The following is an 18681-nucleotide window of genomic DNA, read 5'->3' as shown; positions in this document are numbered from 1 at the left end:
ATATCGACATGCTTTTGATCCGTTGCCCTTACTGCGACATGGAACGTCCGGAACTCGAATTCGCCTATGCGGGCGAAGCTCATATTGCGCGTCCTGCCGATCCTTCGACCTATTCCGACGATGAATGGCGCGATTTCCTGTTCATCCGCTCCAACCCGCGCGGGACGCATTTTGAACGCTGGCGGCACATCAACGGTTGCGGCCGCTTCTTCAATGCGGTGCGCGACACGGTGAGCGACAAATTCGTCATGACCTATAAGGCCGGTGAGCCGCGCCCTGTATTGGCAGAAACTCCCGCTGCGGAGACAAAATAATGACCGACATGCGTTTGAATAATAAAGGCCGCATCAACAAGGCGAAGCCCGTGCGCTTTTCCTTCAACGGCAAGACTTATAGCGGCTTTGAGGGCGATACGCTTGCATCCGCGCTTCTGGCCAATGGCGAGCATCTGGCGGGCCGTTCGTTCAAATATCACCGTCCGCGCGGCATTCTTTCTGCCGGATCCGAAGAACCGAATGCACTGATGGGCGTTTCGCGTGGAGAGGGCCGTTACGAGCCGAACACCCGCGCCACGGTGCTGGAGCTTTATGACGGGCTGAAGGCGGAAAGCCAGAACCACTGGCCGTCGCTGAAGCACGATGTCGGCGCGGTCAACGACGCCTTCTACATGTTCTTCTCGGCAGGCTTCTACTACAAGACCTTCATGTGGCCGAAGAGCTTTTGGAACAAGGTCTATGAGCCTTTCATCCGGGGTGCTGCCGGTCTCGGCAAATCGCCGTCCGAAGCCGATCCCGACAGCTATGCCAGCCGTTATGCCTATTGCGACGTGCTGGTGGTGGGCGCCGGGCCTGCCGGTCTTGCCGCAGCCCTTGAAGCCGCCAAGAGCGGCGCGAAAGTTTTCCTCTGCGACGAGCAGGCGGAAATGGGGGGCTCGCTCCTGTCCGAGCCGGAGCCGGTCATCAATGGCCGCACCAGCTGGGACTGGCTGAACCAGACGCTGGCAGCACTGGGCGCGATGGCGAATGTCACGCTTTTGCCGCGCACCACGGCGATTGGCTATTATCATCAGAACATGGTCGGCCTTTGCCAGCGCCTGACCGACCATCAGGCAAAGCCCGCCGCCAATGCCCCGCGTGAGCGCATGTGGCGCGTGCGCGCCAAGCAGGTTGTGCTTGCGCAGGGTTCAATCGAAAAACCGCTGGTTTTTGCGGGCAATGACCGTCCGGGCGTGATGCTGGCCGGTGCCGCACGCACCTATCTTAATCGCTACGGCGTCAAGGTCGGCGAAAAGGCTGTCGTTGTTACCTCGCATGATTCCGCCTGGCTTGCGGCCTTCGATCTCGCGGTTGCGGGCGTCAAGGTACCGGCCATTATCGATGTGCGCGATCAGGTCGCCGACAGTCTGGTGAACCGCGCAAAAATGCTCGGCATTGAAACGCTGACCGGCTGGACCGTCAGCGATACGGCGGGTCGTCATCGTGTTTCCTCCGTTCGTGTCAATCCGGTCAAAAACGGTTCGGTCGGCGCGGCGCGCACCATTGCCTGCGATGTCGTGCTGATGTCTGGCGGCTGGAATCCGAGCGTGCATCTGTTCTCGCACACCAAGGGCTCGCTTATCTGGGATGAGGAACGCCAGATCTATCTGCCGGGCGAACGCACGGAAGAAAGCCGCTGCGCCGGTGCCGGTAACGGCAATTTCGATCTTCAGGCTGCGCTGCGCGAGGGTGCCGTCAGCGGTGCGGCTGCGGCAAGCGATGCCGGACACAAGGCGAAACCCGCCGAATATGCGGTGGCGGGCGATTTCGTCTGCGCGGGCGTCAATTGCCGTGAGCTGCCGACAGATCGCGATCCCGGCAAGGCAAAGGCCTTCATCGATTTCCAGAACGACGTGACCGCCAAGGATATTCGTCTGGCCGTGCGTGAGGGTTTCCGCTCCATCGAGCATATCAAGCGCTACACCACCAACGGCATGGCGACCGATCAGGGCAAGACCTCGAACATCAACGGTCTCGCCGTTGCGTCCGATGCGCTCAGCCGTCCCGCACCGCAGGTCGGCCTGACGACCTTCCGTCCGCCCTATACGCCGACGACCTTTGGCGCTTTCTGCGGCTACAATCGGGGCAAGCTGTTCGACGTGACGCGCAAGACGCCGATCGATTCATGGGCGGAAGAACAGGGCGCTGCTTTCGAGCCGGTCTCGCTGTGGCGTCGCGCCTGGTATTTCCCCAAGGCGGGCGAAGACATGCACAAGGCCGTCGCGCGCGAATGCAAGGCCGTGCGCACCAGCCTTGGTATGTTCGATGCATCGACGCTCGGCAAGATCGAAGTGGTCGGCCCGGATGCAGCCGAATTCATGAACCGCATGTACACCAATCCATGGACGAAGCTCGGTGTCGGGCGCTGCCGTTACGGTCTGCTGCTCGGTGAAGACGGCTTCATCCGCGATGACGGTGTCGTCGGCAGGCTGTCGCAGGACCGGTTCCATGTCACCACCACCACTGGCGGTGCGCCGCGTGTGCTGAACATGATGGAGGACTATCTCCAGACGGAATGGCCGGACCTCAAGGTTTCGCTGACCTCCACGACCGAACAATGGGCCGTGGTGGCGCTGAACGGCCCCAATGCGCGCAAGCTCATCGAGCCGATGGTCGAGGGGCTGGATCTTTCCGACGAAGCCTTCCCGCATATGTCGGTGGCGGAATGCAAGTTCCTTGGCGTACCGGCGCGTCTATTCCGTATGAGCTTTACCGGCGAACTCGGCTTCGAAATCAATGTCCCGTCGCGTTACGGCCTGGCTTTGTGGAAGGCGCTTTATGAAGCGGGCCAGAAATACGACATCACGCCCTATGGCACCGAAACCATGCATGTGCTGCGCGCCGAAAAGGGCTATATCATCGTCGGTCAGGATACGGACGGCACGGTGACGCCGGACGATGCCGCGCTCGGCTGGGCCATCGGCAAGCAGAAGCCGGACTTCGTCGGCAAGCGTTCGCTGGCGCGCCCGGACATGCTGAAGAAGGATCGCAAGCATCTGGTCGGCCTGCTGCCGAAGGACCCTAAGCTGGTGCTGGAGGAAGGCGCGCAGATCGTCGCCGATCCGAAACAGGCCGTGCCGATGACCATGCTGGGCCATGTCACTTCGTCCTATTGGAGCGAGACGCTGGGCCGTTCCTTCGCCATGGCGCTGGTCGCCGGCGGCAAGGACCGGACGGGCGAAACCATCTATATGCCGATGCCGGATGGCAGTGTGCATGAGGCGGAAATCACTGGGCTCGTCTTTTATGACCCAGAAGGCAAAAAGCTGAACGGATAAGGATCGCATCATGCTGCAACAGACCAACCCTTTTGCGAGCCGCGCGGTTGCTATTCCGGGCAAGCTCGATATCCGTCCGGCTGCTGATGGTGCGCGCTTTGTCCTGCGCTTCAAGCCGGAAAAACTGGCGCTGGCGGAAAAGGCGCTCGGCGCAAAAATCCCGGCAAAGATCGGCGGGCTTGTAAAAACCGGCGAGATCGCCGTCGCCTGCATCGGACCGGATGAATGGTATATCTGGGCTGATGACGGCAAGGCCGCGGAGATCGTCGCGGCCTTCGCGAGCCTTTACGAGACAGAACCGCATGCGCTGGTCGAGGTAAGCCATCGCGAGACCGGCATCGACATCACCGGGCCGCAGGCCGAGTGGCTGCTCAATGCCGCTTCGCCGCTCGATCTGGCTTCGATGGCGGCACCCGGTGCTGCCCGCACCATCTTCGACCGCGTGCAAATCATCCTCATGAAATGGGATGCGGATCACTACCGGGTCGAAGTGTGGAACTCGCTCGCCGATCACGTCTGGACGCTGCTCGAAACCGCAAGCCGCGAAGTCGAACTCGAAGTCTGATCATTCGGCTTAGGCCTTCACTTTCAATTCTCAAAAACGCCGTCCGTTTCGGGCGGCGTTTTTGTTTTTGCGTCAATTTCGGTCTTGCCTTCTATAAATCCATATGTGAAGACTATATTCACATAAGAAATTCATGAGGAGGGAATTTCCCCAATGCCGGAAAACGAACTGCCGCTCAGCGGGCTCGTTGTTGTGGATATGAGCCAGTTTCTGTCGGGGCCTTATTGCTCGCTGCGGCTCATGGATCTGGGTGCCCGTGTCATCAAGATCGAGCGCCCGGACGGCGGCGACCTGTCGCGCAGGCTTTATCTGAGCGATACGGAGATCGGTGGCGATTCAACGATTTTCCACGCCATCAATCGCGGCAAGGACAGTCTGGCGCTGGACCTGAAAAATCCGGATGATGTGGAAGCGCTGAAGAAGCTCATCACCAAGGCCGATGTTCTGATCCAGAATTTCCGTCCCGGCGTCATCGAACGCCTCGGACTTGATTATGAATCCGCCAAGGCGATCAATCCGCGCCTCGTCTATGCCTCCATCAGCGGCTATGGCGAGGAAGGTCCTTGGGTCAAGCGTCCCGGGCAGGATCTGCTGGCGCAGGCGCGTTCAGGCCTGATGTGGCTCAATGGTGATGAAGGGCAGGGACCGGTGCCGTTTGGTCTGGCTGTCGCCGACATGCTGGCAGGCGCTGCGGTGGCGCAGGGCATTCTCGCTGCACTGGTGCGGCGCGGCATTTCCGGCAAGGGCGCGCATGTGGAAACCAGCCTTTTGGAAGCGCTGGTCGATTTCCAGTTCGAAGTGCTGACCACCCATCTCAATGACGGACGCCGTTTGCCAAAACGTTCCGATTTCCGCAGCGCGCATGCTTATCTCTCCGCACCTTACGGGGTCTATCAGGCGGCGGATGCCTATCTCGCCATTGCCATGACGCCGATCCCGAAACTGGCGGCGCTGCTGGAGGCCGACACGCTGGCGCCCTATGCCGACGATCCGTCGAGCTGGTTTACCAAGCGCGATGAAATCAAGCGCCTGATCGCCGACCGCATCGCCCAGAAGACGGTGGATGAATGGCTGGCCATTCTGGAACCGGCGGATATCTGGTGCGCCCGCGTTCTCAACTGGGAAGAGCTCTTGGCCAGCGACGGCTTTTCGGTTCTCGACATGCTGCAGACCGTCACGCGTGAGGATGACGTGTCCATCACCACCACTCGCTCGCCGCTGCGCATCAACGGGCAGCGCCACAAGGTGGAACGGGCAGCGCCGCGCGTCGGTGAAAACAGCAAGGCAATTCGTGAGGAGTTTGGTCTATGAGTGCGATCAAGCTGAAAGGCATGACCTGGAGCCACCCGCGCGGTTACGATCCGATGGTTGCCGGCGCCACGCAATGGCTGAGCGACAAGGGCGTCGAGATCGAATGGGAAAAGCGTTCCTTGCAGGATTTCGAGACCTTTCCGGTCGAGGAATTGGCGCGCAATTTCGATATGATCGTGATCGATCATCCCCATGTCGGCCAGATCACCAAGGAAGGCTGCCTACTGCCGCTCGATGTGCCGGGCCGCGAAGCCGAGCTGGAGGCGCTGGCCGACGGTTCGGTCGGGCAGTCCTTCCCAAGCTATAACTGGCAGGGCCATCAATGGGCGTTTCCGCTCGATGCGGCCACGCAGGTTCAGGCATGGCGTCCGGACCTGATCAAAAAGCCCGCCACAAGTTGGGCCGAAGTGCTGGAACTGGCGCGCACGGGCAAGGTGCTTTTGCCATTGCGCTCGCCGCATTCGCTGATGTGCTTCTATACATTCGCTGCCAATAACGGTTCGCCTTGTGCCACCGAGGGCGCGTTGATCCGCCTTGAAGACGGCGTGACGGCTTTTGAACAGCTTCGGGAAATTGCTGCGCTGGTGAAGCCGGAATGTTTCAGCATGGACCCGATTGCGGTGTTCGAAGAAATGGCAAAGCCCGATTCCGGCATTGCCTGCGTGCCCCTGATCTATGGATATGTGAACTATGCCATGCCGGGTTTCCGCGACCGTCTGATCCGTTTTGCCGATATTCCGGCAGGCGTGAAAGGTGTTGCGGGTTCGGCGCTGGGTGGCACCGGCATCGCCGTTTCGGCCTTTACGAAGCACCCGCAAGCGGCCATCGACTTCGCCTATTGGATAGCGAGCGGCGCAGTGCAGAAGGGGCTTTATGCTGCTTCCAACGGCCAGCCCGGCCATGCGGAAGCATGGGAAGACGACAGCGTGAATGCGGCCACGTCGGACTTCTATCGCGACACCCGCGCAACGCTGGAAGGGGCATGGGTGCGCCCACGCCATGACGGCTATATGCCGTTTCAGGAAGCAGCGTCAGAGCGCATCAACAAGGGGCTTCAGGGCAACGAACCGGCAGAACAGGTGATCGCCGATCTGAACCGGCTGTTCCGCGAAAGCTTCTGACGGCTGGTATTGATCGACCTCTCCATCCCCTCAGCCTGAGGAGACTCCTGATCTTGCGAAGGAGGCGTCTCGAAGGATCGAGGGATCCAAAGGGGAAATGCGGTGCCTGCCTCCTCACCCTTCGAGACGTCTCCCCGAGCTTCGCTCAGGGAGCCTCCTCAGGATGAGGGTCGAGGAGAAAGCTATTCTCGTCTACTTAAAGGTTCCAGATACGGCGCGCGTTCTCAGACAGAAGGCGCGCTTTTTCGTCCTTGCCGCAGCCTTCAAGCAGGGTGTGGGTCGTCGCCACCCATGTGGAAAGTCCGGCATCGATAGAGCTCGCAAGCGTGCAGACTGGCCAGTCGCTGCCCCATACCACTCGGTCCCAGCTGAACGCCTCGATGACATGTTCGACATAGGGGCGGATGGTTTCGGCAGTCCAGCTTTCAGCATCGGCATAGGCTACCACACCGGAAATCTTCGCCACCACATTCGGCCTGCGGGCAATCTCGGTGATGCCTTTCTGCCAGCTTTCCAGTGCGCCCGACTTGATGTCCGGCACGCCGCAATGGTCGAGCACGAATTGCAGGCCCGGCGCCAGATCGGCGAGCGCGGTAACCTTGTCGATCTGGTGCGGCAGGGTGCAGAGATCGAAAGTCAGGCGCGTGTTTTCCATGCGCTTGAGGTTTTCGCGGAAAAGCGCGCCTTCGGAAAGCTCGTCCGGCACGACATGCAGAACGCGGCGAAAGCCTTTGACAAAAGGGTCGGCAAGCTGGCGCTCAAGATAGGCGGCAAAGCCGTCTTCTTCGGGGCGGCAGGATGCAATCGCGCCTTTGATGAAGCCGCCATTTGCGATGGAAAGCGCCCGAATATGGTCCGTTTCGGCCTGAATCGCTTCGGGCGCGACATCCACTTCCATATGCAGGGCGGCGGCGATGCCGCAGCGTTCCGCCTGCTGCCGGTAGGTGTCGAACAGAAAATCCCGATCAAGCGCTGGCACGTCGCCTAGCCATGGATAGGTGAGCGCGCTTTTGTCGATCAGGTGCAGATGGGTATCAATCAGCATAGAGATTCCTCCTATCCCGATATTTTCAAAAAAGAAGATAGTTTTCAAATAAGAATTTAGGGCGTGGTCCGACCCGGACGGAACCAGCCCTAATCGAGTGTGGAAAGATCTGCGCCCACCAGCTTGGACAATTCCTGCACCGTCTTTTGCAGCAGCGTGATGGTCTGGGTAATGTCGGGCGAGGCGCCGGAATTGACCAGCGTGACATAGGGGCAGGTCAGCGCCGCGATGCAGGTGCCGTCTGGTCCGAGAATGGGCGCGGAGAGGTTATAAACGCCTGCAACCTGCGCGCTTGGCATCATTTCATAGCCGCGCTCGCGGATCTGGTCGAGCCGCTCATAGAAGCTTGGATCGAGATCGACGGTCTCGCCATCCTTGCCATATTCAGCGATCATCATCTTGCGCTCTTCCGGCGAACGGAAGGCAAGCAGCACATGGCCCGAGCCGGTGTCGAACAGGCTGATATGCGAGCCGACGCGGATCGAAATGCCCCAATAGTCCGGCGCTTCCTGCTGGGCAATCACCACCACGGAACCGCGGTCGAACACGGCAAGCTGGTTTGCCTGCTTGGAACGGTCGGCAAGCTCACGCATGAAGGGCGTTGCGAACGAGGCGAGGCGGCGCACCGGCGCGTGCAACTGGGCAAGGCCGAACAGTTTCAGCGTCAGCGAATAACGGTCACCCTCTAGCTTGGTGACATAGCCGCGTTTCACCAGCCGGTCGAGCATGCGGTAGAATTCGTTCGGGCTGCGATCCAGATGCTTGGCGATCTCGGCCTGCGTCAGTCCGCCGTCCACGCCTGCCAGCAATTCGAGGATATCAAGGCCCTTGTCGAGCGCGGGCGCGCGGTAGCGGTCATCGGTTTCCAAATGCGTTCCCCCAAGGTGGCTCTTCGTGAATTTCGTCATTCATATACAAACATTTCCGGCTGCGAAAGTCGTATATCGGCGATAAAACGCCTTGACCGTTCTTGAATACTATGTTTGCATATAAATACAACCTTCACAACCGGGGGTGCGGGCAGGGAGTGCCCGTTTTAGGAGGAGAAGTGATGCAAAGTTTCAAGACGCACATTTTGGCAGGTGTGGCGTGGCTCGCCGTGGGGATGGCCCCGGCAGTTGCAGCCGATCTGCCCGGCAAGTTCGACGGCGTGACGATCAACGCTAAGCTGATCGGCGGTCAGCAATATGAGGCGCTCTATTCGCGTATCGGCGAATGGGAAAAGGCGACTGGCGCCAAGGTCAACATCCTGTCCAAGAAGAACCATTTCGAGCTGGACAAGGAAATCAAGTCCGACATCGCTTCGGGTTCGATCAACTGGTGCGTCGGTTCCAACCACTCGTCTTTCGCGCCGCAATATACCAGCCTCTATGTCGATCTGAACTCGCTGCTTCCGAAGGAAGAAATCGACGGTTTCGTGCCATCGGTCATCAAGGCGTCCACGCTTGACGGCAAGCTGATCATGCTGCCGCGTGCGCAGTTCGACGTTTCGGCACTCTATTATCAGAAGAGCCTCTTCAACGACGAAGCCAAGAAGAAGGCGTTCAAGGAGAAATACGGCTACGACCTCGCACCGGCCAAAACCTGGAAGGAAGTGTCGGATCAGGCAGTATTCTTCGCCGATCCGCCGAATTTCTACGGCACGCAGTTTGCGGGCAAGGAAGAAGCCATCAATGGCCGCTTCTATGAAATGCTGGTCGCCGAAGGCGGCGAATATCTCAAGGACGGCAAGCCCGCTTTCAATTCGGAAGCCGGTGTTCGCGCCCTCGACTGGTTCGTCAATCTCTACAAGGCCAAGGCTGTTCCGGCTGGCACCACCAACTATCTGTGGGATGAGCTGGGCGCTGGTTTTGCTTCCGGCACCATCGCGGTCAACCTGGATTGGCCGGGCTGGGCGACCTATTTCAACGATCCGAAGTCGTCGAAGGTCGCTGGCAATGTCGGCATCGCTCCGGCGCCAACCGGTTCTTCCGGCAAGCGCACCGGCTGGTCGGGTCATCACGGCTTCTCGGTAACGGAAGCTTGCGAAACCAAGGAAGCCGCCGCCTCGCTCGTCTGGTTCCTGACCAACGAAGATTCGCAGAAGCAGGAATCGGCTGCAGGGACCCTGCCGACCCGCACCGCTGTCTGGGATTACGTGATCGAGCAGGCCGCTTCCAACCCGTACAAGAAGGAAGTGCTGTCGGTGTTCCAGGAAACGGCAAAGACCGCTTTCCCGGTTCCGCAGACCCCATCCTGGATCGAAATCTCCAACGCGGTCTATCCTGAGCTTCAGGCAGCGATCCTTGGCGACAAGACCTCCCAGCAGGCCCTCGATGACGCTGCCAAGAAGGCAACGCAGATTCTTGAGGATGCAGGCGAGCTCTGATCCTGCCTGAATAAAATCATGGGCCCGCCCTGAAGCCTTTTTGGGGCGGGCCTTTTTTGCCAGTGGCGGCGCTGAGGCAGTTCCGCTGTTCGCCCGTTCCACTGTTTGCCAGTCCACTATTTGGAAGCGCAATGTTCAAGAGACTTTCCCCGCCGGTCCTGCTTCTGCTTCCGGCCTTCATCATTCTCGCAGCGGTGGTTCTGTTTCCTCTCGCGCTGTCGCTTTATTCGAGCTTCACGCCGTTCCGGCTGACGCGCCCCGAGAGCCTGTTCAACTTCATCGGTTTCCGCAACTATCAGCGCATCCTGACCGACTGGGTGTTCTGGGCGGCCTTCATTCGCACGGTGGTCTTCCTCACCATTGCGCTCAATCTGGAAATGCTGCTCGGCCTCGGCCTTGCCATGCTCGTCAACAAGGCGACGCACGGCCAGCGCGTGTTGCGCACGCTGATGATGTTCCCGATGATGTTCTCGCCGGTGCTTGTCGGCTTCCAGTTCAAGTTCATGTTCAATGACAATATCGGTCTGGTCAACAATGCGCTGCAGTCGCTGGGCCTGACCAATACCGCCATTCCATGGCTCATCGACGGCAATCTGGCGCTGATCGCCATCCTGCTGGCGGAAGTGTGGATGTCCACCTCGGTCTTCGCGATCCTCATTCTGGGCGGTCTTCTGTCCATGCCCCAGGACCCTGTGGAAGCTGCACGTGTCGATGGCTGCACACCGTGGCAGACCTTCCGCTATGTCATCTGGCCTTATCTGATGCCTTTCGCCTATATCGCGATGACCATCCGTTCGCTGGATGTGGCCCGCGCCTATGACATTGTGAAGATCATGACCGATGGCGGCCCGGCGCGCCGCACCGAACTGATCTGGACGCTGGTGGGCCGCACGGCCTATGCGGATGCGCAGATGGGCATGGCCAATGCCATGGCCTATGTCGCAATCCTGCTCTCCATCCTCTTCACCGTCCTGTTCTTCCGCAAACTTGCGTCCGCACGCACGCAGATTGGAGCGGAGTGGTAATCATGGCTACAACAACACTCAGCAACAGCCAGCATCGTCTGCTGCGCCGTTTCAAGAAAATCGCTTATCTGGTCGGTCTGTTTCTGGCGATGACCGTCATTTGCCTGCCCGGCCTGTGGATCGTGCTTTCGTCGCTGCGCCCGCCGGTCGAGATCATGGCAAAGCCGCCGGTCTGGATTCCGCAGGAAATCACGCTGGAAGCCTATCGCGCCATGTTCTCGGGCGCAGGTGCGGGCGGCATTCCGGTCTGGGATTATTTCCGCAATTCGCTCATCATCTCGATCACCTCGACCGTGATTGCGCTGATCATCGGCGTATCTGGCGGCTATGCCTTTGCCCGCTTCCGCTTCTGGGGCAAGTCGGCAACCTTCCTCGGCTTCATGCTGACGCGCTCGGTGCCGGGCATTGCGCTCTCGCTACCGCTCTTCATGGTGTTTTCCCGCGTCGGCATCATCGACACCCATTTCGGCCTCATCCTGACCTATGTGGCGCTGAATGTGCCATTCACGATCTGGCTGATCGACGGCTTCTTCCGTCAGGTGCCGAAGGACCTCGCCGAGGCGGCCCAGATCGACGGCTGCACGCGCTGGCAGGCCTTCTGGCAGGTGGAGTTTCCGCTGGCCGGTCCCGGCATCGCGACGGCAGGCATTTTTGCCTTCCTCACCTCGTGGAACGAATATGCGCTGGCTTCCCAGCTCACCCGTTCCGTCAATTCCAAGACCCTTCCTGTCGGTCTTCTCGATTACACCGCTGAATTCACCATCGACTGGCGCGGCATGTGCGCGCTGGCGGTCGTGATGATTATTCCGGCGCTGACCCTCACATTCATCGTTCAGAAGCACCTTGTTGCTGGTCTGACGTTCGGCGCGGTTAAAGGTTGATAGAACAATGGCTCAGCTTTCCATCAAAAATCTCGTCAAGCGTTACGGCAATGTCGGCGTGGTGCATGGCATCAATCTCGAAATCGCGGACAAGGAATTTGTTGCACTTGTCGGTCCGTCCGGCTGCGGCAAGTCCACGACGCTGCGCATGATCGCGGGTCTGGAATCCATTTCCGACGGCACACTGGAAATCGGCGGCAGGCAAGTCAACGATCTGCCGCCGCGTGACCGCAACATCTCGATGGTGTTCCAGTCCTACGCGCTTTATCCGCATATGTCGGTGCGCGAGAACATGGGCTTCTCGCTGAAGATCGCCAAGCAGCCGCAGGCGGAAATCGACCGTCGCGTCAATGAAGCCTCGGCCATTCTCGGCCTCGAAGCACTGATGGAGCGTCGCCCGGCGCAGCTTTCGGGCGGCCAGCGCCAGCGCGTCGCCATGGGCCGCGCCATCGTGCGTAATCCGGAAGTGTTCCTGTTCGACGAACCATTGTCTAACCTTGACGCCAAGCTGCGCACCCAGATGCGCACCGAAATCAAGAAGCTGCACGCCAAGGTGCAGTCCACGGTCGTTTACGTGACGCATGATCAGGTCGAAGCCATGACGCTGGCCGACCGCATCGTCATCATGCGCGATGGTCATATTGAACAGGCCGGAACCCCGGATGAAGTCTTCAAGCGCCCGGCCACGCAGTTCGTCGCCGGTTTCATCGGCTCCCCGCCGATGAATATGGGCGAGGCGACGGTGACGGGCGGCGATCTGGTCTTCGCCAATGGCGACCGCCTGCCGCTGCCTGCACAGTTCCAGGGCAAGGCCAAAGATGGTTCCAAGGTGACGTTCGGTCTGCGCCCGGATGATGTCTTCCCGAAAGGTCATGGCATTTCCACCAGTGACGCCGTGTTTGAAAAGGACATGCGCGTTTCGATCACCGAGCCGCTCGGCAACGAAACGCTTGTCTTCGTGGAATTCGCGGGCAAGGAGTGGGTGGCGCGCATGCTGAACCCGCGTCACCTGCAACCGGGCGAAACCATTACCATGCAACTCGATCTGTCGCAGGCGCATCTTTTCGATGCCGTAAGCGGCAAGACTTTGGCTATCTGACCATGGCACGTATTGAAAAAGTTGAACTGCGCATGGTTGACCTTCCGCCGAAGGTCAAGCGCACCGACGCGATCCAGAGCTTCGTCAGCCAGGAAACGCCGATTGTCACCATCACCGACAGCGACGGCGCGGTCGGCACCGGCTACAGCTATACGATCGGCACCGGCGGTTCGTCGGTCATGCGCCTGTTGAGCGACCATCTCGTGCCGCTCATCATCGGCGAGGATGCTGATTGCATCGAAGCCATCTGGCGCAAGCTGGAATTCGCAACCCATGCCACGACCATCGGCGCGATCACCGCGCTGGCGCTGGCTGCGGTCGATACCGCACTCTGGGATCTGCGCGCCAAGAAGCAGGGTCTGCCGCTGTGGAAGCTTGCGGGCGGCGCCAAGGAAAGCTGCCCGCTCTACACGACCGAAGGCGGCTGGCTGCATATCGAGAAGGAAGCGCTGGTCGAGGACGCGTTGCAGGCCAAGGCCAAGGGCTTCACCGGCTGCAAGGTCAAGATCGGCAAGCCGCACGGTTCTGAAGATTATGCGCGCCTGTCCGCTGTGCGTGCGGCGCTGGGCGACGGCTTCGAAATCATGACCGATTGCAATCAGGGCTTTACCGTGGACGAAGCCATTCGTCGTGCCGAGCGCCTGAAGGAGCTTGATCTGGCATGGATCGAAGAACCGCTTCCGGCGGACGATCTCGACGGTCATATCCGCCTGACGCGCTCCACCCCGACGCCGATTGCGGTGGGCGAGTCCATCTATTCGATCCGCCATTTCCGCGAATATATGCAGAAGGGTGCTTGCTCCATCGTGCAGGTGGATGTGGCGCGCATTGGCGGCATCACGCCCTGGCTGAAAGTCGCCCATGCGGCGGAAACATTCGACATTCCAGTCTGTCCGCACTTCCTGATGGAACTGCATGTCAGCCTCGTTTGCGCGGTGCAGAACGGTCGCTATGTCGAATATATTCCGCAGCTCGACGACCTCACCACCAAGGGCATGGAAATTCGCGACGGTCGCGCCATTGCCCCGTCCGAGCCGGGTATCGGCATCGAATGGGATTGGGATGCAGTGCGTAGCCGTTCGATTTCCGAGTTTACCCGCGAGATCGTGAGGTCGTAATGGCACAAAGAATGGGCATGGTGATCGGGCTCAATGCGGAAAAGGTCGCCGAATACAAGAAGCTGCACGCCGCCGTGTGGCCGGAAATTCTGGCGCTGATTTCCGAATGCAACATCACCAATTATACGATCTTTCTGAAAGAACCGGAAAATCTCCTGTTCGGCACATGGGAATATGTCGGCACCGACTTTGAGGCCGACATGAAGAAGATGGCCGACAATCCGAAGAACCAGGAGTGGTGGTCCGTCTGCATGCCGTGCCAGAAGCCGTTCGAAACCCGCAAAGAGGGCGAGTGGTGGGCAATGATGGAAGAGGTGTTCCATCATGAGTGAGGCTTTTGCTCCGACGACCCTGCGCCAGTGGTGGGCAAAGCCCACCAAGCCAAAACCCATCGTGATCTTTGGCGCGGGCAGCATTGTCGGCGACGCGCACCTGCCCGCCTATAAGAAGGGCGGCTTTCCGGTTGCCGGTATTTTCGATCCCAATCTGGACAAGGCGCGGGAGCTTGCCGACCAGTGGGGCGTCAAGGCTTTTGTCAGCGCCGAGGAAGCGATTGCCGTCGAAGGCGCGATCTTCGATCTGGCGACGCCGCCATCAGCCCATGCGAAAATCCTGTCGCAATTGCCGGAAGGTGCCGCTGTTCTAATCCAGAAGCCGATGGGCAGCGACCTCGCCGCCGCGACGGAAATTCTCAAAGTCTGCCGCGCGCGCAATCTGAAAGCGGCGGTGAATTTTCAGCTGCGTTTCGCGCCGATGATGCTCGCGCTTTATGACGCCGTCGATAAGGGCTTGCTGGGCGAAGTGGTGGATTTTGACGCCTGGCTGGCGCTTGCCACGCCATGGGGTCTGTGGCCTTTCCTGAAAGGTCTGCCACGCATCGAAATCGCCATGCACTCGATCCATTATCTGGATTTTATCCGCGGTCTGCTCGGTAATCCTCTTGGCGTTCATGCCAAGACCATCGGCCATCCAAACCACGACGTAGCCCAGACGCGCACGGCTGCAATTCTGGATTATGGCGACCGCGTTCGCTGCGCGCTGTCGGTCAACCACGATCATGATTTCGGGCGCAAGTTTCAGGCCTGCGAGTTCCGTATCTGCGGGACCGAGGGCGCGGCCTATGTGAAACTGGGCGTCAATCTCGACTATCCGCGCGGCGAGCCGGACGAACTCTGGATCAAGCCCAAGGGCGGTGATGACTGGGTTTCCGTACCGCTGGAAGGCGCGTGGTTCCCCGACGCATTCTTGAACCGCATGGCGCAGTTGCAGCGTTTCGCGTGCGGCGAAGATGCCGAACTCCTCGGCTCGGTCGAAGATGCCTGGCACACCATGGCGCTTGTCGAGGCCGCCTATCAGTCGAGCGCGGCACCTGCCACGCCGCTTGCTGCAAAACCGGAGGTCTGACCATGGCCGAGCAGAAAATATATTACGAAGATTATGAAATGAACCATGTGCGCCTCACCACGGGCCGCACGATTACAGAGACGGATTTCGTGGTCCATGCCGGGCATACCGGCGATTTCTTCCCGCATCACATGGATGCGGAATTCGCCAAGACCTTGCCGGGCGGCCAGCGCATCGCGCATGGCACCATGATTTTTGCCATTGGCGTCGGCCTCACGGCGACGTTGATCAACCCGGTTGCTTTTTCCTATGGTTATGATCGCTTGCGGTTTATTCGTCCGGTGCATATCGGAGATACGATCCGCACGCGGGTTACGATCAGTGCGAAGGAAGACGATCCAAAACGCGCCACTATGGGACGCGTGACGGAACGTTGCGAAGTGCTTAATCAGCGGGACGAAGTGGTGCTCGCTTGTGACCACATCCTGCTTGTCGAACGGAAGGCTTGAAAATGACGATACGCTTTGATGGAAAAACCGCGCTGGTGACAGCCGCAGCACAAGGCATTGGCCGCGCCAGCGCGCTGGCCTTCGCGGAAGCGGGTGCCAAGGTCTATGCGACCGACATCAACACCGATGCCCTCAAGGAAATCGAAGGCGTCAACGGTATCATCACCCGCAAGCTCAATGTGCTTGACGAGGCGGAAGTGAACGCACTTGTAGCCGAAATCGGTCAGGTGGACATTTTGTTCAACTGCGCAGGCGTCGTTCACGGCGGCTCCATCCTCGAAATGAAGGACGAAGACCTCGACTTCGCCGTCAATCTCAACGTCAAGGCAATGATCCGCACCATCCGCGCCGTGCTGCCGGGCATGCTGGAGCGCAAGGACGGCGCCATCGTCAACATGGCTTCCGTCGCATCGAGCGTGAAGGGCGTGCCGAACCGTTTCGCCTATGGCGTCACCAAGGCCGCCGTTATCGGTCTCACCAAGGCCGTCGCTGCCGATTATGTTGCCAAGGGCATCCGCTGCAACGCGATCTGCCCCGGCACGGTCGAAAGCCCGTCCTTGCAGGACCGTCTGCGTTCGCAGGGCGATTACGAAGAGCAGCGCGCGGCGTTCATCGCCCGCCAGCCGATTGGCCGCATCGGCCAGCCGGAAGAAATCGCTGATCTCGCCGTTTATCTCGCTGGTGCGACCTACACGACCGGACAAGCTTATAACATTGATGGCGGCTGGACTATCTAAGTTCGCCCCAGCTACCCCCAAAGGAGTAAACTCATGAAATTTCTTCGTTACGGTGAAGCCGGTCAGGAAAAGCCCGGCATTCTCGATGCCGATGGTGCGATCCGCGATCTTTCCGCCCATGTAAGCGACCTTTCCGGTGCGGCTCTTGCCCCCGAAGCGCTGGCCAAGCTTGGCGCGGTCGACGTCAATTCGCTGCCGAAGGTTGAAGGCAATCCGCGCCTCGGCCCCTGTGTTGCAGGCACCGGCAAGTTCATCTGCATCGGCCTCAACTATGCCGACCACGCAGCCGAATCCGGCATGGCTGTGCCGCCTGAGCCGGTCATCTTCATGAAGGCCACCTCGGCCATCGTCGGCCCGAATGATGACGTTCTCATCCCGCGCGGCTCGGAAAAGACCGATTGGGAAGTCGAGCTCGGCATCGTCATCGGCAAGACCGCGAAATACGTTTCGGAAGACGATGCGCTGGATTATGTCGCTGGCTACTGCACGCTGCATGACGTTTCCGAACGCGCTTTCCAGATCGAACGCGCTGGTCAGTGGACCAAGGGCAAGTCCTGCGACACATTCGGCCCGACCGGCCCGTGGCTGGTGACGAAGGACGAAGTCGCTGACCCGCAGAACCTGAAAATGTGGCTCACCCTCAACGGTGAAACCATGCAGGACGGCTCGACCAAGACCATGGTTTACGGCGTTCGCTACCTCGTTTCCTATCTCTCGCAGTTCATGTCCCTGCAGCCGGGCGACATCATCTCCACCGGTACGCCTCCCGGCGTCGGCATGGGCATGAAGCCGCCGCGTTACCTCAAGGCTGGCGATGTTGTCGAACTCGGCATCGAAGGCCTCGGCACGCAGAAGCAGAACGTGCGCGCTGACATCTAGGCTTTGTTTACGCATGGTCCCGAAACCGTTCCCATGTTTTGGGATCATGCCCTGATCACGGATATATCATGACGAAAATCACTGACCTGCGCGTCTTCGATCTGCGTTTCCCGACTTCGCAAAGTCTGGACGGCTCGGATGCCATGAACCCGGACCCGGATTATTCGGCGGCCTATGTCATCCTCGATACGGATGATGCCTCGCTGAAGGGCCACGGCCTTACCTTCACCATTGGACGCGGCAACGACATTTGCTGTCAGGCGATTCTCGCCATGCGTCATCTGGTCGTGGGTGCTTCGATGGATGATTTCCTCGCAGCCCCCGGCAAGTTCTGGCGTTACCTGACCGGCGACAGCCAGCTGCGCTGGATCGGCCCGGACAAGGGCGCGATGCATCTTGCCACCGGCGCTGTCGTCAACGCCTTCTGGGACCTGGCTGCAAAGCAGGCAGGCAAGCCGGTATGGCGGCTGGTCGCCGACATGTCACCGGAAGAAATCGCTGACATCGTCGATTATCGCTATCTCACCGATGCGCTGACGCGTGACGAAGCCGTCGCGATCCTGCGCAAGGCGGAAGCCGGCAAGGCCGAGCGTATCGCCACGCTCGAGGCCGAAGGCTATGCCTGCTACACGACCTCTGCCGGCTGGCTCGGCTATGACGACGACAAGCTGCGCCGTCTTTGCCAGGAAGCCATCGACGAGGGTTTCCACCACGTCAAGATGAAGGTCGGCCGTGATCTCGAAGACGATATCCGTCGCTTGACCATTGCGCGCGAAGTGATCGGTCCGGACCGCTATCTGATGATCGACGCCAATCAGGTCTGGGAAGTCGATCAGGCCATCGAATGGGTCAACAAGCTGGCCTTCTCGAAGCCGTTCTTCATTGAAGAACCGACCAGCCCCGACGATGTGGCAGGCCATCGCAAGATTCGTGAAGCCATTGGCGACGTGAAAGTCGCGACCGGTGAAATGTGCCAGAACCGCATCATGTTCAAGCAGTTCATCGCGGAAGGCGCCATCGACATCGTGCAGATCGATTCGTGCCGCATGGGAGGTCTGAACGAAGTTCTGGCCGTGCTGCTGATGGCCGCTAAGTTCGGCAAGCCGGTCTGGCCGCATGCGGGCGGCGTTGGCCTGTGCGAATATGTGCAGCATCTGTCGATGATCGACTATGTGGCCGTTTCGGGCACCAAGGAAGGCCGTGTGATCGAATATGTCGATCATCTGCACGAGCATTTCATCGACCCGTGCGTGATCAAGAACGCGGCCTATATGCCGCCGTCGCTGCCGGGCTTCTCCATCGAGATGAAGCCGCAGTCGATTGCGGAATATACTTTCAAGGGTTGAGCCGGTTTTAGCACTGTATC

At 59.5% G+C, this 18681-nt stretch carries 18 protein-coding genes; 16 read left to right on the top strand and 2 right to left on the bottom strand.

The genetic code is table 11. From position 1 onward, the window contains the following. The first annotated feature begins 8 nt into the window (after positions 1 to 8). The 5 genes from WIX40_RS12560 (at position 9) to WIX40_RS12540 (ending at position 6310) form a co-directional block, all read left to right on the top strand. Positions 9 to 314, top strand: a complete 306-nt coding sequence (locus tag WIX40_RS12560; protein WP_109368236.1) for a sarcosine oxidase subunit delta — start codon at positions 9 to 11, stop codon at positions 312 to 314. Then, complete coding sequence (locus WIX40_RS12555; RefSeq protein ID WP_339440034.1) at positions 314 to 3313, top strand: sarcosine oxidase subunit alpha; 3000 nt, start codon at positions 314 to 316, stop codon at positions 3311 to 3313. Before WIX40_RS12560 ends, WIX40_RS12555 begins: the two co-directional genes overlap by 1 nt. A gap of 10 nt (positions 3314 to 3323) precedes the next feature. Further along, positions 3324 to 3878: a sarcosine oxidase subunit gamma gene (locus WIX40_RS12550; RefSeq protein WP_339440033.1), complete on the top strand. Its 555-nt coding sequence runs from the start codon at positions 3324 to 3326 to the stop codon at positions 3876 to 3878. A 153-nt stretch (positions 3879 to 4031) separates the two neighbouring features. Then, on the top strand, positions 4032 to 5189 hold the full coding sequence (locus WIX40_RS12545) for a CaiB/BaiF CoA transferase family protein (protein ID WP_171316754.1): 1158 nt from the start codon (positions 4032 to 4034) through the stop codon (positions 5187 to 5189). Beyond that, positions 5186 to 6310 (top strand): ABC transporter substrate-binding protein, encoded by a 1125-nt coding sequence (locus WIX40_RS12540; RefSeq protein WP_339440032.1) that lies wholly within the window; start codon positions 5186 to 5188, stop codon positions 6308 to 6310. Before WIX40_RS12545 ends, WIX40_RS12540 begins: the two co-directional genes overlap by 4 nt. A 196-nt stretch (positions 6311 to 6506) precedes the next feature. Here the strand turns inward: WIX40_RS12540 and WIX40_RS12535 are convergent, their stop codons facing one another. Beyond that, on the bottom strand, positions 6507 to 7355 hold the full coding sequence (locus WIX40_RS12535; protein WP_339440031.1) for an amidohydrolase family protein: 849 nt from the start codon (positions 7353 to 7355) through the stop codon (positions 6507 to 6509). Between the two features lie 89 nt (positions 7356 to 7444). Continuing rightward, positions 7445 to 8263, bottom strand: a complete 819-nt coding sequence (locus WIX40_RS12530; RefSeq protein WP_171316747.1) for an IclR family transcriptional regulator — start codon at positions 8261 to 8263, stop codon at positions 7445 to 7447. A 143-nt stretch (positions 8264 to 8406) separates the two neighbouring features. Between WIX40_RS12530 and WIX40_RS12525 the strand changes: the two genes are divergently transcribed. From WIX40_RS12525 to WIX40_RS12475, 11 genes are all read left to right on the top strand, one after another. Continuing rightward, positions 8407 to 9723, top strand: coding sequence for an ABC transporter substrate-binding protein (locus WIX40_RS12525; protein ID WP_339440030.1), 1317 nt, complete (start codon positions 8407 to 8409; stop codon positions 9721 to 9723). A gap of 131 nt (positions 9724 to 9854) precedes the next feature. Beyond that, positions 9855 to 10748, top strand: coding sequence for a carbohydrate ABC transporter permease (locus WIX40_RS12520; RefSeq protein ID WP_109368243.1), 894 nt, complete (start codon positions 9855 to 9857; stop codon positions 10746 to 10748). A gap of 2 nt (positions 10749 to 10750) precedes the next feature. Continuing rightward, on the top strand, positions 10751 to 11629 hold the full coding sequence (locus WIX40_RS12515; protein WP_109368244.1) for a carbohydrate ABC transporter permease: 879 nt from the start codon (positions 10751 to 10753) through the stop codon (positions 11627 to 11629). A 7-nt stretch (positions 11630 to 11636) separates the two neighbouring features. Further along, positions 11637 to 12728, top strand: coding sequence for an ABC transporter ATP-binding protein (locus WIX40_RS12510; protein WP_171316743.1), 1092 nt, complete (start codon positions 11637 to 11639; stop codon positions 12726 to 12728). A 2-nt stretch (positions 12729 to 12730) separates the two neighbouring features. Beyond that, positions 12731 to 13846, top strand: a complete 1116-nt coding sequence (locus WIX40_RS12505; protein WP_339440029.1) for a mandelate racemase/muconate lactonizing enzyme family protein — start codon at positions 12731 to 12733, stop codon at positions 13844 to 13846. Then, positions 13846 to 14178 carry an L-rhamnose mutarotase gene (locus WIX40_RS12500; RefSeq protein WP_339440028.1) on the top strand — a complete coding sequence of 111 codons (333 nt, stop codon included), beginning with the start codon at positions 13846 to 13848 and terminating at the stop codon, positions 14176 to 14178. Before WIX40_RS12505 ends, WIX40_RS12500 begins: the two co-directional genes overlap by 1 nt. After that, positions 14171 to 15250: a Gfo/Idh/MocA family protein gene (locus tag WIX40_RS12495; protein ID WP_339440027.1), complete on the top strand. Its 1080-nt coding sequence runs from the start codon at positions 14171 to 14173 to the stop codon at positions 15248 to 15250. The genes WIX40_RS12500 and WIX40_RS12495 overlap by 8 nt, the downstream gene beginning before the upstream one ends. Positions 15251 to 15252: 2 nt before the next feature. Then, a complete protein-coding gene (locus WIX40_RS12490) occupies positions 15253 to 15699 on the top strand; it encodes a MaoC/PaaZ C-terminal domain-containing protein (protein ID WP_078337859.1) in 447 nt (148 codons plus the stop codon). 2 nt (positions 15700 to 15701) lie between these two features. Further along, entirely contained in the window at positions 15702 to 16436 is a 735-nt protein-coding gene (locus tag WIX40_RS12485) for an SDR family oxidoreductase (RefSeq protein WP_121537202.1), read from the top strand. Positions 16437 to 16469: 33 nt separating this feature from the next. After that, positions 16470 to 17315 carry a fumarylacetoacetate hydrolase family protein gene (locus WIX40_RS12480; protein ID WP_339440026.1) on the top strand — a complete coding sequence of 282 codons (846 nt, stop codon included), beginning with the start codon at positions 16470 to 16472 and terminating at the stop codon, positions 17313 to 17315. Between the two features lie 68 nt (positions 17316 to 17383). Continuing rightward, the gene (locus tag WIX40_RS12475) at positions 17384 to 18661 is read left to right on the top strand and encodes an L-fuconate dehydratase (RefSeq protein ID WP_339440025.1); all 1278 of its coding nucleotides are present in this window, start codon (positions 17384 to 17386) and stop codon (positions 18659 to 18661) included. Positions 18662 to 18681: the final 20 nt, after the last annotated feature.

The organism is Ochrobactrum teleogrylli (assembly GCF_037482325.1).
GTDB classification, from domain to species: domain Bacteria; phylum Pseudomonadota; class Alphaproteobacteria; order Rhizobiales; family Rhizobiaceae; genus Brucella; species Brucella teleogrylli.
Note: the sequence above shows the minus strand (reverse complement) of the source record. Positions and strands in the feature narration are given on the sequence as shown.

Excerpts from the sequence above, each read along its gene's own strand:
- WIX40_RS12560 (WP_109368236.1), top strand. The coding sequence starts at position 9 with ATGCTTTTGATCCGTTGCCCTTACTGCGACATGGAACGTCCGGAACTC.
- WIX40_RS12555 (WP_339440034.1), top strand. The coding sequence starts at position 314 with ATGACCGACATGCGTTTGAATAATAAAGGCCGCATCAACAAGGCGAAG.
- WIX40_RS12550 (WP_339440033.1), top strand. The coding sequence starts at position 3,324 with ATGCTGCAACAGACCAACCCTTTTGCGAGCCGCGCGGTTGCTATTCCG.
- WIX40_RS12545 (WP_171316754.1), top strand. The coding sequence starts at position 4,032 with ATGCCGGAAAACGAACTGCCGCTCAGCGGGCTCGTTGTTGTGGATATG.
- WIX40_RS12540 (WP_339440032.1), top strand. The coding sequence starts at position 5,186 with ATGAGTGCGATCAAGCTGAAAGGCATGACCTGGAGCCACCCGCGCGGT.
- WIX40_RS12535 (WP_339440031.1), bottom strand. The coding sequence starts at position 7,355 with ATGCTGATTGATACCCATCTGCACCTGATCGACAAAAGCGCGCTCACC.
- WIX40_RS12530 (WP_171316747.1), bottom strand. The coding sequence starts at position 8,263 with ATGACGAAATTCACGAAGAGCCACCTTGGGGGAACGCATTTGGAAACC.
- WIX40_RS12525 (WP_339440030.1), top strand. The coding sequence starts at position 8,407 with ATGCAAAGTTTCAAGACGCACATTTTGGCAGGTGTGGCGTGGCTCGCC.
- WIX40_RS12520 (WP_109368243.1), top strand. The coding sequence starts at position 9,855 with ATGTTCAAGAGACTTTCCCCGCCGGTCCTGCTTCTGCTTCCGGCCTTC.
- WIX40_RS12515 (WP_109368244.1), top strand. The coding sequence starts at position 10,751 with ATGGCTACAACAACACTCAGCAACAGCCAGCATCGTCTGCTGCGCCGT.
- WIX40_RS12510 (WP_171316743.1), top strand. The coding sequence starts at position 11,637 with ATGGCTCAGCTTTCCATCAAAAATCTCGTCAAGCGTTACGGCAATGTC.
- WIX40_RS12505 (WP_339440029.1), top strand. The coding sequence starts at position 12,731 with ATGGCACGTATTGAAAAAGTTGAACTGCGCATGGTTGACCTTCCGCCG.
- WIX40_RS12500 (WP_339440028.1), top strand. The coding sequence starts at position 13,846 with ATGGCACAAAGAATGGGCATGGTGATCGGGCTCAATGCGGAAAAGGTC.
- WIX40_RS12495 (WP_339440027.1), top strand. The coding sequence starts at position 14,171 with ATGAGTGAGGCTTTTGCTCCGACGACCCTGCGCCAGTGGTGGGCAAAG.
- WIX40_RS12490 (WP_078337859.1), top strand. The coding sequence starts at position 15,253 with ATGGCCGAGCAGAAAATATATTACGAAGATTATGAAATGAACCATGTG.
- WIX40_RS12485 (WP_121537202.1), top strand. The coding sequence starts at position 15,702 with ATGACGATACGCTTTGATGGAAAAACCGCGCTGGTGACAGCCGCAGCA.
- WIX40_RS12480 (WP_339440026.1), top strand. The coding sequence starts at position 16,470 with ATGAAATTTCTTCGTTACGGTGAAGCCGGTCAGGAAAAGCCCGGCATT.
- WIX40_RS12475 (WP_339440025.1), top strand. The coding sequence starts at position 17,384 with ATGACGAAAATCACTGACCTGCGCGTCTTCGATCTGCGTTTCCCGACT.